This is a genomic window from Streptomyces sp. NPDC014991, assembly GCF_043080665.1.
Lineage (GTDB): Bacteria > Actinomycetota > Actinomycetes > Streptomycetales > Streptomycetaceae > Streptomyces.
The window spans coordinates 128,166-142,229 of the sequence record NZ_JBIBVY010000017.1; the positions used below are offsets into that span (position 1 = coordinate 128,166).

General features: G+C 74.1%; 11 protein-coding genes. 9 read left to right on the top strand and 2 right to left on the bottom strand.

The features are described 5' to 3' along the window. Positions 1-36: 36 nt before the first annotated feature. Positions 37-528 carry a ferritin-like domain-containing protein gene (locus tag ACF1BE_RS25030; RefSeq protein WP_392201259.1) on the bottom strand — a complete coding sequence of 164 codons (492 nt, stop codon included), beginning with the start codon at positions 526-528 and terminating at the stop codon, positions 37-39. Continuing rightward, positions 525-1,037, bottom strand: a complete 513-nt coding sequence (locus tag ACF1BE_RS25035) for a hypothetical protein (RefSeq protein WP_392201260.1) — start codon at positions 1,035-1,037, stop codon at positions 525-527. Before ACF1BE_RS25035 ends, ACF1BE_RS25030 begins: the two co-directional genes overlap by 4 nt. A 206-nt stretch (positions 1,038-1,243) precedes the next feature. Between ACF1BE_RS25035 and rimP the strand changes: the two genes are divergently transcribed. From rimP to ACF1BE_RS25080, 9 genes are all read left to right on the top strand, one after another. Beyond that, complete coding sequence (gene rimP, locus ACF1BE_RS25040; protein ID WP_392201261.1) at positions 1,244-1,774, top strand: ribosome maturation factor RimP; 531 nt, start codon at positions 1,244-1,246, stop codon at positions 1,772-1,774. Between the two features lie 2 nt (positions 1,775-1,776). Continuing rightward, a complete protein-coding gene (nusA, locus tag ACF1BE_RS25045; RefSeq protein ID WP_392201262.1) occupies positions 1,777-2,763 on the top strand; it encodes a transcription termination factor NusA in 987 nt (328 codons plus the stop codon). Positions 2,764-2,883: 120 nt separating this feature from the next. Continuing rightward, positions 2,884-3,180, top strand: a complete 297-nt coding sequence (locus ACF1BE_RS25050) for a YlxR family protein (protein ID WP_392201263.1) — start codon at positions 2,884-2,886, stop codon at positions 3,178-3,180. Between the two features lie 145 nt (positions 3,181-3,325). After that, a complete protein-coding gene (gene infB / locus ACF1BE_RS25055) occupies positions 3,326-6,427 on the top strand; it encodes a translation initiation factor IF-2 (protein ID WP_392201264.1) in 3,102 nt (1,033 codons plus the stop codon). 193 nt (positions 6,428-6,620) lie between these two features. Continuing rightward, positions 6,621-6,914, top strand: a complete 294-nt coding sequence (locus tag ACF1BE_RS25060; protein ID WP_392201265.1) for a DUF503 domain-containing protein — start codon at positions 6,621-6,623, stop codon at positions 6,912-6,914. A gap of 41 nt (positions 6,915-6,955) precedes the next feature. Further along, complete coding sequence (gene rbfA, locus ACF1BE_RS25065; protein ID WP_392201266.1) at positions 6,956-7,414, top strand: 30S ribosome-binding factor RbfA; 459 nt, start codon at positions 6,956-6,958, stop codon at positions 7,412-7,414. Then, on the top strand, positions 7,411-8,316 hold the full coding sequence (gene truB, locus ACF1BE_RS25070) for a tRNA pseudouridine(55) synthase TruB (RefSeq protein ID WP_392201267.1): 906 nt from the start codon (positions 7,411-7,413) through the stop codon (positions 8,314-8,316). Before rbfA ends, truB begins: the two co-directional genes overlap by 4 nt. Before the next feature lie 296 nt (positions 8,317-8,612). Then, positions 8,613-12,821, top strand: coding sequence for a trypsin-like peptidase domain-containing protein (locus ACF1BE_RS25075; RefSeq protein ID WP_392201268.1), 4,209 nt, complete (start codon positions 8,613-8,615; stop codon positions 12,819-12,821). A gap of 130 nt (positions 12,822-12,951) precedes the next feature. Then, a complete protein-coding gene (locus tag ACF1BE_RS25080) occupies positions 12,952-13,899 on the top strand; it encodes a bifunctional riboflavin kinase/FAD synthetase (RefSeq protein WP_392201269.1) in 948 nt (315 codons plus the stop codon). Positions 13,900-14,064: the final 165 nt, after the last annotated feature.

Consider the following 14,064-nt stretch of genomic DNA (forward strand, 5'->3'; position numbering starts at 1 on the left):
TTCCTGTCCGGCCCTGTGCGGCCCCTTGCCGAGCGCCTACCGGGATGCCGACGCGGACGCCGACGGGGTCGTACCGGCCGCGCCGGCCTGGCCGGCGGACCGCTCGGCGAGCCCAGGGAAGGCTACGCTCTCCCCGCTCCAGCGCACCGCCCGTACCGCGGCCTCCCGCAGCGCGCCGGCGGCATCGGTCCGCCGCGCGCCGCTCGCCGCCCGCACCAGGTCCGAGTACACCGCGGCCACCCGCTCCTCCAGCTGGGCCGCCAGCCGTACCGCCGACCCCCCGTCCCGGACCGGGAACGGCAGCGCGTACGCGGCGCTCGCGGCGACCGGCGCGCCGCCCAGGTCACGCACCGTGCGCACCAGCGTGTCCCGGCGCGCCCGGTGGGCGTCGTAGGCCGCACGTGCCTCGGACCGGCGCTGCTCGCCGATGCGGCCGCCGACGACGCCGTACCCGTACACCGCCGCGTGTTCCGCCGCCAGCGCCGCCTGCAGCGCCGTCAGCTCGGACTGCTCGGTGGCGTCGCTCACCTGGCCCCCTCCGTCAGCAGGTACGCGTGCGCGGCCCCGGCCGCCGCGACCGACGCCAGGAGCCGTGCCAGCTCACCGGGTACGTCCAGCAGATCCCTGCCCCGCCGGTCGGCGAGGGCCCGCTCGGCGGCGGCGAGAGCGGCGAGGGCCTCCTCGTCGGTGCCGGGCACGGGAGCGGGGGAGGGCGACGCCGTGGCCGTGCCGGCGACCGCGCCGGTGGCCGCCGTACCGTCCCCGAAGGCCACCGCGTGGGCCGCGACCTGTGCCCGCAGCGGGCGCAGCCGCTCCGCCAGCCCGGGACGGGCGGCGAGCACGGCGTCGTAGCGCTCCAGCAGCCCCCGGCTGTCCCGGGCCGCACGTGCGCGGGCCCGGGCGACGGCCGACGGGCCGTCGCCGCCGGTGTCCGGTCCGGCCGAGCAGCCCGCCAGCAGGGCGGCGGCGCCGGCCGAGGCGAGCAGGGATCTTCTGCGCGGCCCCGAGGGGGTGCGCGGCGGTGGGGAGTACGGCACTGCGGACGTCCTCGGGGAACTCGTGCGGAGGGAAGAACAGCTGGCGGGCGGCCCGCCCGTGATCACCGTACCCGCGCACCCGTCCCGCGCCACTCACCGGCACCGCGGGGCCTCGGGTGGACGGCAACACCTCCCGCGACCCGATACCCTTTGATCAGACACGCGACCCATCCCACAACAGCACACGCGGCCGAGGAGTCACCCGGATGAGCACCACCCAGAGCGAGAGGCTGCGAGAGCTGCTCGAACCGCTCGTCACCTCCCAGGGGCTGGATCTCGAAGAGATCGCCGTGGACTCGGTCGGACGCAAGCGGGTGCTGCGTGTCGTCGTGGACTCCGACACCGGGGCGGACCTGGACGCGATCGCCGATGTGAGCCGTGCGCTCTCGGCGAAGCTCGACGAGACGAACGCGATGGGCGAGGACACGTACGACCTGGAGGTCGGAACCCCCGGTGCGGAGCGCCTCCTCACCGAGCACCGGCACTTCGTGCGCGCCACCGGCCGGCTGGTGCGGTTCCAGCTGGCCGAGGACGGCGAGCTGGTGGCGCGGATCCTGCGGGTGGACGGCGAGGGCGTCGACGTCGAGGTGCCCGGGGTGAAGGGCCGCAAGGCCACCGCGCGCCGGCTCACCTTCCCGGAGGTGGCCAGGGCCCGGGTGCAGGTCGAGTTCAGCCGCAAGGACAGCACGGACAGCAAGAACACCGAGAAGGACATGAAGGAAGAGGAGGAGGCGTAGCCGTGGACATCGACATGAGCGCCCTGCGGGGCTTGGTGCGGGAGAAGGAGATCTCCTTCGACCTGCTGGTCGGGGCGATCGAATCGGCCCTCCTCATCGCCTACCACCGCACCGAGGGAAGCCGCCGGCACGCGCGCGTGGAGCTCGACCGGGAGACCGGACATGTGACCGTGTGGGCGAAGGAGGACCCCGCCGACCTCGAGGAGGGCCAGGAGTCCCGCGAGTTCGACGACACCCCGTCCGGCTTCGGCCGGATCGCCGCGACCACCGCCAAGCAGGTGATCCTCCAGCGGCTGCGCGACGCCGAGGACGACGCGACGCTCGGCGAGTACGCCGGCCGGGAGGGCGACATCGTCACCGGTGTCGTCCAGCAGGGCCGCGACCCGAAGAACGTGCTCGTTGACATCGGCAAGCTGGAGGCCATCCTCCCGGTGCAGGAGCAGGTGCCCGGCGAGACCTACCCGCACGGCATGCGGCTGCGCAGTTACGTCGTCCGGGTCGCCAAGGGCGTCCGCGGTCCCTCCGTGACCCTTTCGCGTACGCACCCCAACCTGGTGAAGAAGCTCTTCGCCCTGGAGGTGCCGGAGATCGCCGACGGTTCGGTGGAGATCGCCGCGATCGCCCGTGAGGCCGGTCACCGCACGAAGATCGCCGTACGGTCCACCCGTTCGGGTCTGAACGCCAAGGGCGCCTGCATCGGCCCCATGGGCGGCCGGGTGCGCAACGTGATGGGCGAGCTGAACGGCGAGAAGATCGACATCGTCGACTGGTCGGACGACCCGGCGGAGATGGTCGCGAACGCCCTGTCACCCGCGCGGGTGAACAAGGTGGAGGTCGTGGACATGGGCGCCCGCTCCGCCCGGGTGACCGTGCCGGACTACCAGCTGTCGCTGGCGATCGGCAAGGAGGGCCAGAACGCCCGCCTCGCCGCCCGCCTCACCGGCTGGCGGATCGACATCCGGCCCGACACCGAGCAGGCCGGGGAGTAGAACCCGGGGAGACCGGGGTACCGGGGAATAGATCCGGGCCGTGAGCGCTTGAATCACGACAAGAGCCGTTCGATCGCTGCCCCGAAGGGGTGAGGTCGGTACGGGGAGGTAGACTTAGCTGTGTCTGGCCGGACGCACGACCGAGTATGCCCCGAACGCACCTGTGTGGGGTGCCGGGAGCGGGCGGCCAAGAACGATCTCCTGCGGATCGTGAAGACCGAGGACGCATGCGTCCCCGATCCTCGCGGTACGCTGCCCGGCCGGGGTGCGTACGTGCATCCCGTCCTGGTCTGTCTCGACCAGGCGGTACGCCGCCGGGTGTTCCCGCGGGCACTGCGCGCCCCGGGAGCGCTCGACACAAAGGCGTTGCGCCGATACGTCGAGCAGACGACAGTTGCCAAGCAGGCAACGCCGTAAGACATGCCGTACGGAAAACCGTGCGGTTTGGTACCTCGCGAGTCGAAAGCAGGTCGAGATTGCGATGAGCACTCGATGAGTACGCGATGAGTACGCCCATGAACTAGCGACGGTCCGGCTTCAACCCGGACCTCAAAGGAGCGAAGTGGCTAAGGTCCGGGTATACGAACTCGCCAAGGAGTTCGGTGTAGAGAGCAAGGCCGTCATGGCCAAGCTCCAGGAACTCGGTGAATTCGTCCGTTCGGCGTCTTCGACCATCGAAGCGCCGGTTGTACGTAAGCTGACCGACGCCTTCCAGGGTGGTGGCTCCGGCAAGTCCGCCGGTAAGCCCGCCCCGCGCAAGGCCGCCCCCAGGCCCGCCGCGCCCTCTCCGGCGCAGGCGGCACGTCCGGCTGCCCCGAGGCCGCCGGCCCCCAAGCCGTCGACGGCGCCCGCTGCCCAGCAGCCGGCCGCACCGGCGGCTCCCTCGGCACCCGCGCCGGCCCCCGGCCCGCGTCCCGTGCCGGGTCCCAAGCCCGCGCCTCGCCCGGCCCCGGCCGCCCCGGAGTTCACCGCTCCGCCGGCTGCCCCGGCCCCGCAGGCTCCGGCAGCCCAGAGCCAGCCGCAGCCCCAGAGCCAGAACCAGGGCCAGCGTCCGGGTGCTCGTCCCGGTGCCCCCAGGCCCGGTGGCCGCCCCGGCGGTCCCGGTCAGGGCCAGCAGGGCCAGCGCCCCGCGGCCGCCCAGGGCGGCGGCTCGCGTCCCGGCGGTTCCGCACCGCGTCCGGGTGGCCGTCCGGCCGGCCCGCGTCCGGGTAACAACCCCTTCACCTCCGGTGGTACCACCGGCATGGCCCGTCCGCAGGCTCCGCGCCCGCAGGGCGGTCCGCGTCCCGGCGGCCCCGGTGCCCCCGGCGCCGGCCCCCGTCCGCAGGCGCCCGGCGCCCAGGGCGGCGGTCCGCGTCCGCAGTCTCCCGGTGGTTCGCGTCCGTCGCCGGCCGGCATGCCCCGCCCGCAGGGCGGCCCGCGTCCCGGCCCGGCCGGCCCGCGTCCCAACCCCGGCATGATGCCGCAGCGTCCCGCTGCCGGCCCCCGTCCGGGCGGCGGTGGCCCCGGCGGCCGCGGTCCCGGTGCCGGCGGTCGTCCCGGTGGCGGCGGCGGTCGCCCGGGTGGCGGCGGCGGCTTCGCCGGTCGTCCCGGTGGCGGCGGTGGCGGTTTCGCCGGTCGTCCCGGTGGCGGCGGCGGTGGCGGTGGCTTCGCCGGCCGTCCGGGTGGTCCCGGCGGTGGCGGCGGTGGTCGTCCCGGCTTCGGTGGCCGTCCCGGCGGTCCCGGTGGCCGCGGTGGCACGCAGGGCGCCTTCGGCCGTCCCGGTGGTCCCGCGCGTCGTGGCCGCAAGTCGAAGCGGCAGAGGCGCCAGGAGTACGAGGCCATGCAGGCCCCGAGCGTCGGCGGCGTGATGCTGCCGCGCGGCAACGGCGAGGCCATCCGCCTCTCCCGCGGCGCGTCGCTCACGGACTTCGCGGAGAAGATCAACGCCAACCCGGCGTCGCTCGTCGCGGTCATGATGAACCTCGGCGAGATGGTCACGGCCACTCAGTCCGTCTCCGACGAGACCCTGGAACTCCTCGCCGGCGAGATGAACTACACGGTTCAGATCGTCAGTCCCGAGGAGGAGGACCGCGAGCTGCTCGAGTCCTTCGACATCGAGTTCGGCGAGGACGAGGGCGACGAGGAGGACCTGGTCGTCCGTCCGCCGGTCGTGACCGTCATGGGTCACGTCGACCACGGTAAGACCCGCCTGCTCGACGCCATCCGCAAGACCAACGTCATCGCGGGCGAGGCCGGCGGCATCACCCAGCACATCGGTGCCTACCAGGTCGCGACCGAGGTCAACGAAGAAGAGCGCAAGATCACCTTCATCGACACCCCGGGTCACGAGGCGTTCACCGCCATGCGTGCCCGTGGTGCGAAGTCGACCGACATCGCGATCCTGGTCGTCGCGGCCAACGACGGCGTCATGCCGCAGACGGTCGAGGCGCTCAACCACGCCAAGGCGGCCGAGGTCCCGATCGTCGTCGCGGTCAACAAGATCGACGTCGAGGGCGCCGACCCGACCAAGGTGCGCGGTCAGCTGACCGAGTTCGGTCTGGTGGCCGAGGAGTACGGCGGCGACACGATGTTCGTCGACATCTCCGCCAAGCAGGGTCTGAACATCGACTCGCTGCTGGAGGCCGTGATCCTCACGGCCGACGCCTCGCTCGACCTCCGGGCCAACCCGAGCCAGGACGCGCAGGGCATCTCGATCGAGTCCCGTCTCGACCGCGGCCGCGGTGCCGTGGCGACGGTCCTCGTCCAGCGAGGCACGCTGCGGGTCGGCGACACGATGGTCGTGGGCGACGCCTACGGCCGGGTGCGCGCCATGCTCGACGACAACGGCAACAACGTCGCCGAGGCGGGCCCGTCGACGCCGGTCCAGGTCCTGGGCCTGACCAACGTCCCGGGTGCCGGTGACAACTTCCTCGTGGTCGAGGAGGACCGTACGGCCCGCCAGATCGCGGAGAAGCGCGCCGCCCGTGAGCGCAACGCGGCCTTCGCGAAGCGCACGCGCCGCGTGTCCCTGGAGGACCTGGACAAGGTGCTCAAGGCCGGCGAGATCCAGCAGCTGAACCTGATCATCAAGGGTGACGCCTCTGGTTCCGTCGAGGCCCTCGAGTCCTCCCTGCTCCAGCTGGACGTCGGCGAAGAGGTCGACATCCGCGTCCTGCACCGCGGCGTCGGTGCGGTCACGGAGTCCGACATCGACCTGGCGATGGGCTCCGACGCCATCGTGATCGGCTTCAACGTCCGCGCGGCCGGCCGCGCGGCGCAGATGGCCGAGCGCGAGGGTGTGGACGTCCGGTACTACTCGGTCATCTACCAGGCGATCGAAGAGATCGAGGCGGCCCTCAAGGGCATGCTCAAGCCGGAGTTCGAAGAGGTCGAGCTGGGTACGGCGGAGATCCGCGAGGTCTTCAAGTCGTCCAAGCTGGGCAACATCGCGGGTGTTCTCATCCGCTCCGGCGAGGTCAAGCGCAACACCAAGGCGCGCCTCATCCGCGACGGCAAGGTGGTCGCGGAGAGCCTCAACATCGAGGGTCTGCGTCGCTTCAAGGACGACGTCACCGAGATCCGCGAAGGGTTCGAGGGCGGTATCAACCTCGGCAACTTCAACGACATCAAGGTCGACGACGTCATCGCGACGTACGAGATGCGCGAGAAGCCGCGGGCGTAACGCTCACGGTGCGTGCCGGCCGACGGAACTCCGGTTCCGTCGGCCGGCACGCCGTTTGCGGCCCGTTTCCACGGCCCACGGAGCGTAATATCCGTCGAGCCCACGGGCCGCTTCGTTGTACGGTTCTTGGTGTCCCCGGCCATACGGTCCCGGGGCCACCGATCCCGTACCGGCGGGTTAACCGGTTACACACATGTACGTGGGGACTCTGTCCTTCGACCTCCTCCTCGGCGACGTCCACTCGCTGAAGGAGAAGCGCTCCGTCGTCCGCCCGATCGTCGCCGAACTCCAGCGGAAGTACCCCGTGAGCGCGGCCGAGGTGGACCACATGGACCTCCACCGGCGGGCCGTCATCGGCCTGGCCGTGGTCTCCGGCGACACGGCGCACGTCAGCGACGTACTGGACCGGTGCGAACGGCTGGTCGCCGGCCGCCCCGAGGTGGAGTTGCTGTCCGTACGACGGCGCCTTCACGGCGACGACGACTGACCACAGAACACGAAGCAGAAGAAAGAACGGGAGACGGACCAGTGGCCGACAACGCGCGGGCGAAAAGGCTGGCGGACCTCATCCGGGAGGTGGTGGCCCAGAAGCTTCAGCGCGGGATCAAGGACCCGCGGCTCGGCTCGCACGTCACCATCACGGACACCCGGGTCACGGGTGACCTGCGGGAGGCGACCGTCTTCTACACGGTCTACGGTGACGAGGAGGAGCGGGCCGCCGCTGCCGCGGGCCTGGAGAGCGCCAAGGGCGTCCTGCGCTCCGAGGTGGGCCGCGCGGCCCAGGTGAAGTTCACGCCCAGCCTGACCTTCGTCGCGGACGCCCTGCCGGACACCGCCAAGACCATCGAGGACCTCCTCGACCGGGCCCGGCAGTCCGACCAGCAGGTACGCGAGGCGGCCACGGGCGCCTCGTACGCCGCCGGCGCGGACCCCTACCGCAAGCCGGCCGACGACGAGACCGACACGGACGGCGACGCCGCGGAATGACCGAGAAGCACACCACGCCCGACGGCCTTGTCATCGTCGACAAGCCGTCGGGCTTCACTTCGCACGACGTGGTCGCCAAGATGCGCGGGATCGCCAGGACCCGCCGCGTCGGCCACGCCGGCACCCTCGACCCGATGGCGACCGGCGTCCTGGTCCTCGGGATCGAGCGCGCCACCAAGCTCCTCGGGCACCTCGCGCTCACCGAGAAGGAGTACCTGGGCACCATCCGCCTGGGTCAGAACACCCTCACCGACGACGCCGAGGGGGACATCACCTCCTCCACCGACGCCTCCAAGGTGACCCGGGACGCCATCGACGCCGGCATCGCCCGGCTGAGCGGCGACATCATGCAGGTGCCGTCCAAGGTCAGCGCCATCAAGATCGACGGCGTCCGGTCGTACAAGCGGGCCCGTGAGGGCGAGGAGTTCGAGATCCCCGCCCGGCCCGTGACCGTCTCCTCCTTCACGGTCTACGACGTCCGGGACGCCGTCGCCGAGGACGGCACGCCCGTGCTCGACCTGATCGTGTCGGTGGTCTGCTCCTCCGGCACCTACATCCGCGCCCTCGCCCGCGACCTGGGCGCCGGCCTCGGCGTGGGCGGACACCTCACCGCGCTGCGCCGGACGCGCGTCGGCCCGTACAAGCTCGACACGGCGAAGACACTCGACCAGCTCCAGCAGGAGCTGACCGTGATGCCGGTCGCCGAGGCCGCGACGGCGGCGTTCCGCCGCTGGGACGTCGACGCCAGGCGGGCCCAGCTGCTGCTGAACGGTGTCCGGCTGGAGATGCCCGACGAGTACGCGGGTGCCGGTCCCGTGGCCGTGTTCGACCGCGAGGGCCGCTTCCTCGCGCTCGTCGAGGAGCACAAGGGCAAGGCCAAGAGCCTGGCCGTCTTCGGCTGAGCGGTCGCCCTATCGATCCTCGGGGTCGAGCGGCTGGGTGGTCCGCCGGGCCGTCGTCCTCCCGTGGAGCGGCGGCCGGGCACGGACTCCGCCCCTGCTGCCGCTCCACGGTCCCCCCTCGGTTCCCCCATCCCTAGGCTTATCCAGCCGCCCCCGCCAATTCACCCGTCCGGGCAGGCGCTCGGAGTGAACCGGGGGAGCGGAAGGGGGCGCGTTCACCGAGGATCCCGCCCCGTCGATCATCACCCGCCTACCGTCGGTGCACAGGGCACGAGGGACGGCGGGGAGGTAAGGCCATGACGGAACGGGGCCCGCGCACCGCAGGCGGGCGCTCGCACGAGCGTGGCGGAGGGGAGCCGGACGCGGCCGGTCGACGGGGAGCGGCCGAGCCCGGTACCCGCGCGGGTTCCGTCGGTCCCGGTACCGTCCATCCCGGTCCAGCAGCGGCCCCGGCCGATGGCGGCCGGGCCGACACCGCTCTCGTCCGGGTCCACGACCTGGCCGGTCGCCCCCGGGGTCTCGGCTTCCTCGTCGATCACGAGGGCACCCTGCTCACCAGCCACGAGAGCGTCGACGGCCTGTCCCGGCTGGTGCTGCACGCGGCCGACCGCACCCGCGTGGTCACTTCCGACGCCGTCACCGCGCTGCCCGACCTCGACCTCGCCCTGGTGCGCACCGAGGGCCTGGGCGTGGACCCCTTGCCGCTCACGGTACGGGAGCGGATCGACGCCGGTACGTACGTCCGGATCGTCGCCGGCTGCTGGCGCGAGGCCCGGGTGCTGGCGGCGACCCCGGTGACGTACACCGCCGCGCACGGAGTCCACCTCCTCGACGACGCCCTGGAGCTGGCGATCGGTACGGCCGGCCGGGACGCGCTCCGGCTCGGCGGCGGCGCGGCCGGCGGACCGGTGCTCGACGCCGCCACCGGCGCGGTCGTCGGGGTCCTCGGCACCGCCCTGCACACCGACAGGCGCGACGCGGGCTTCGCGGTCCCGCTGCGGCCCGCCGTCGAAGCCGCCCTCGCCGGTGTGCTCGCCCGCAACGCGGCCACCGTGCCCGCGTACGGCGCCGACCTGAACCTGGCCGGCATCCTCCAGCTGACCGCGACGTCCGTGGGCCAGGACGGGCCTGCGGGCGCCCTCACCGGCCACCCGGACGCCGTCGAACGAGCCGACATCGTACGAGAGCTGGCCGCGTTCACCGGGGGCGGCCGGCCCGTGCTCGGTCTCGTCGGCGCCCCGGGCAGCGGCCGTACGACAGAACTCGCGGCACTTGCCGCCCGCCGGGCCGCAAGCGATCTGCCAGCGCCGGTGCCGCGGTCACGCGGCGCCGGCCTGACGGAGACCGGCGGTCCCGTGGCGGCGGCCACCGGCCGGGTGGGGGGTGGTCCGCCCGAACCGACGGTGTGGTTGCGTGGTGCCGACCTGATGGCCGGCGACGGTTCCGTGGCGGACGCCGCCGCTCGGGCCGTGGAGCGGGCCGCCCGGATCGTCGCCGCGTCCCGGGGAGTCCACCCCGAGGACCTCGGCGACGTCACCCCCGAACGCCTGGCCGGCCTCGCCGCCCGGGCAGGGCGCCCGTTGCTGCTCCTCCTCGACGGCCCCGAGGAGATGCCGCCCGTCCTCGCCCACCGGCTGCCCGAGTGGACCCGGGGCACCGCCGACTGGCTGCGCGAGAGCGGGGCCCGCCTGGTGGTGGCCTGCCGCGAGGAGTATTGGGAACACGCCGGAACGTACTTTCCGGCCGACCTGCTGCACACCCCGGCCACCCACACGCCCCCACCGCCGGCCACGGACGCGCCGTCCCCCGCTGCGGCCGCCCGAGCGGTCTCCCCGCCCGCCGTCCCGATCGCGGACGCGCGGCTCACTGCACCGGTCAGCCGGCCGCCCACGGCGCACGCGCACCCCTTCACCCCGGCCGCCCGTACGGTGCCGCCCGCTGCCCGCTCCGACCCCACGCCTCCCGAAGCACCGGTCCTCACCCCGCCCACGTCCGCGGTACCGCTCCCCGCCCCGGCCGGCCATGTGGTCCCGCAGTCCGCCGTCCCCAGCGCGGAGAACGCCTTCACCCCGGCCGCCGTCCCCCCGGTGCCGGCCGCTGCCTCGCCCGGTGCGATCACGCCGGGGGCGCCGCTGACCACCGCTGCCCGGTCCGAGGCGTCGCCCCACACCTCGGCCCCGTCGGAAGTGCCGGTCCCCGGCCCGGCCCTGCCCCCTGCCCCGCCCGCCCCGGCCCCGCCGGAGGCGTCGCCCCCGGCCGCGGCCCCGGCGCCGCTGCACATCCCCGCCGACCCCGCGCCCGGTAAGGCCCCCCTGTCGCTTCCGCCCTGCCTGCGTCTCGGTGATCTGGACGCCGGTGAGGCGTGTCGGGCCCGTGCTCGGTACGGCATCGCGGAGGGCGTTCTGGCCGTGCGGGACGCCGGGCATCCGCTCGTTCTGCGGCTGGTGTCCGAGGTCCGGGCAGCCGCCCCCGGCGCCCCGGCCGCCGGACCCGTCGACCGGCACGACGTCTTCGCCGCCTACCTCGACCTGTTGTGCCTGCGCATCGCGGTACGGCTCGCCGCCGCGGCCGGTCTGCGGGGTACGGCCGTGCGGCGACTCGCCGCGCGCGTGGCCGGTCAGGTGCACGAGGCCGCCCGGCGCAGTCTCGGGCCCGGGCAGGGCGAGCTGGACCGGGAGTCGTTCGAGGCGGTGTTCCCCTGGGGGTCCGCCCCGGCCCGGCTGGGCGGCGGTACCGGCTGGGCCTCGGCCGTCCTCACCGAAGGCCTCCTCGTGCCGGCCGGCCGCGGCTACCGCTTCGCCCACGAGGAGCTGGCCGACTGGATCCAGGGCATGCACCTGGACCTGGACGAGGCCCTGCGGGCCCTGGTGCACCGCCCCGGCGGCCGGCGCGAGCTTCACCCCGTCCCGGTGCCGCACCACCGCGTCGGCCCCGTCGTGCAGGCTCTGCTGCACCTCGCCCGTCAGCAGGGCCCCCTGGAACTCGCCTCCCGATTGGGGGAGTTGATCGACGCCGTGGAGCGGGACCCGGGCTCCTGGTGGGCCGCCCGGCTGCTCGCCCGGACTCTCCTCGAGGTCCCGGACGCGACGCCGTACACCGAGGTGCTGCGCCTGCTCGCCGACCGCGTCGTCGACCGGCGCCGTGCCGAGCGGCCCGTGCCGGCCGAGTTCGGCCCCGCCTTCTGGACGGCCGTGCCCGTCGCCGGCACCGAGCGGCTGGAGCTGCTGCGCCGGCTGGTGCTGGCGGACGCCGCGCCGCCCGCGGCCGGGGACCGGTACCTGGACTCCGTCGCCGGGCTGCTCGCCGCCGCCCCCGCCACCGTGCAGCCCCTGCTGGCCCGCTGGTTCGCCGACGAGCGCCCGTTGCCCGCGACCCCGCACGCCACCGTGGCCACCGCCGCGCAGGCGCTGCTGCACACCCACCGGCACGGCGCCCTGGACGATCTCACCGAGGTGCTGGTGGCCTGCGCGCACCGCCGTGCCGACGAGCTGCTCGCCGTCCTCGCAGAGGACGAGCCGTCGGCCGTCTGCCGGGCCGTGGACCGCTGGGCGCACGACGAGCGTCCCGCCCGCCGGGCGGCGGCGGTGACGAGCGGGCTGCGCGCGGCTCCGCACGTCCGCTCGGACGCCGACCGGGAACTGCTGCGCCGGGCCGCCCTCGCCCTGCTCGCCCGCCCCGCCGACCGCGCCCTGCACGGCGGCGCCCTCGCCCTGCTGGTCCGCGACCCGCACACCCGCGACCGGCATCTGCCCGCCGCCCTGTGCCACTTCGCCGACGGCGACCCACTGTTCCCGCCGAGCACCCTGATCCCGGCCCTGACCACCCACCCGGAACCGGTCCTGGAGGCCTTCCGCTCGCGCCTGCGCGCCCCGGGCGCCGACGGCGCGGAGACGGAGGCGGCCCTGCGCAGCCTCGGCGAGGCCACCACTCCGGCCCTCGCCCGCCGCGTCGCCGTCCTCGTGGGGGAGGCGGTGCGGCTGCGCCCGGGTACCGCCGGACACGTCGCCGGCCACGTCGACCGCCGCCTCGAACAGGGCCCCACCGCCCGCTCGGTCCTGCTGCCCCTCGTCACCGGCCTGCTCGACGACGGTCCCGAGCAGGTCCGGGCGGCGCTCGCCACCGTCCTCGCCGCCGCCGGAACCCCCGCCTCCCGCCCGCTCCGCCGCGAACTGCTGGAGTTCCTGCTCACCCGTGAACAGGATCCGGCCGTACTGGACGCCGTCCTGCACGCGGCCGTGGCCCGGGGCAGCGACGGCCGGGAGGAGAGCGGCCGGGAGGAGGAGGTCCGCGGCCTCGTCCACCGCACCGGCCTGCTCCTCGCCCGCACGCCCGAGGGAGCCGCCCGGTTCGAGCGCGGCCTGGCCGACCTCGGCCGGCACGTGCCGGGCTTCGCCGCCTGCCTGGCCCGCTGGCTGACCGACGCCCCCGGCGACTGGGCCGCCCTGGTCGGCCCCGGCGCCCGCCGCATGATCGAGAACCTGGCGGGAGTACGCGTACCGGCCTGAGCAGCGGTGGGAACGTGCGCCCCGTCACAGCCCCCATGCCGATGCGGGCAGCGAGCACCCGGCATGGCACCCTTAGACCTGCACAACGAGGTCAGGACAGACACGGACACGGGTTCGAGGAGCGGTCACAGTGCAGCGCTGGCGTGGCTTGGAGGACATCCCCCAGGACTGGGGGCGCAGCGTCGTCACCATCGGTTCCTACGACGGAGTCCACCGCGGCCACCAGCTGATCATCAAGCACGCCGTCGACCGCGCCCGTGAACTGGGCGTCCCCGCCGTTGTGGTCACCTTCGACCCGCACCCCAGCGAGGTCGTCCGCCCCGGCAGCCACCCGCCGCTGCTCGCCCCGCACCACCGCCGCGCCGAACTGATGGCCGAGCTGGGCGTCGAGGCGGTCCTCATCCTCCCGTTCACCACCGAGTTCTCCAAGCTGTCGCCCGCCGACTTCGTGGTGAAGGTCCTGGTGGACAAGCTGCACGCCAAGGCGGTCGTGGAAGGCCCCAACTTCCGCTTCGGCCACAAGGCCGCCGGCAACGTCGAGTTCCTCACCGAGCAGGGCAAGGTCTACGACTTCGAGGTCGACGTCGTCGACCTGTACGTCACCGGTGAGGCGGGCGGCGGTGAGCCGTTCTCCTCGACCCTGACGCGGCGTCTGGTCGCCGAGGGCGATCTCGCGGGCGCCCGCGAGATCCTGGGCCGCCCGCACCGCGTCGAGGGCATCGTCGTCCGCGGCGCCCAGCGCGGCCGTGAACTGGGCTTCCCGACGGCCAACGTGGAGACCCTGCCGCACACCGCCATCCCCGCCGACGGTGTGTACGCCGGTTACCTGCACGCCCAGGGCGAGGTCATGCCGGCCGCGATCTCCGTCGGCACGAACCCGCAGTTCGACGGCACCGAGCGCACGGTGGAGGCGTACGCCATCGACCGCGTCGGCCTCGACCTGTACGGCCTGCACGTCGCCGTCGACTTCCTGGCGTACGTGCGCGGCCAGGCGAAGTTCGAGTCGCTCGAGGCCCTGCTGGAGCAGATGGCGGCGGATGTGGAGCGGTGCCGGCAGATCGTGGCGGCGCAGAAGTGACCGTCGTACGGCGGTAGCGCGTCAGCGCGGTACCACGCGGAGGGGGGCCGGGGGGGGGGGCCCCCGCCCCCCCTTTACGGGCGGCCCGACAGCGGGGGCGGGGGCGGGGGGGCCAGCGGGGGCGGCGGGCCCCGCAGCGGCGGGGGGGGTCCGGGCGGCGGCTAC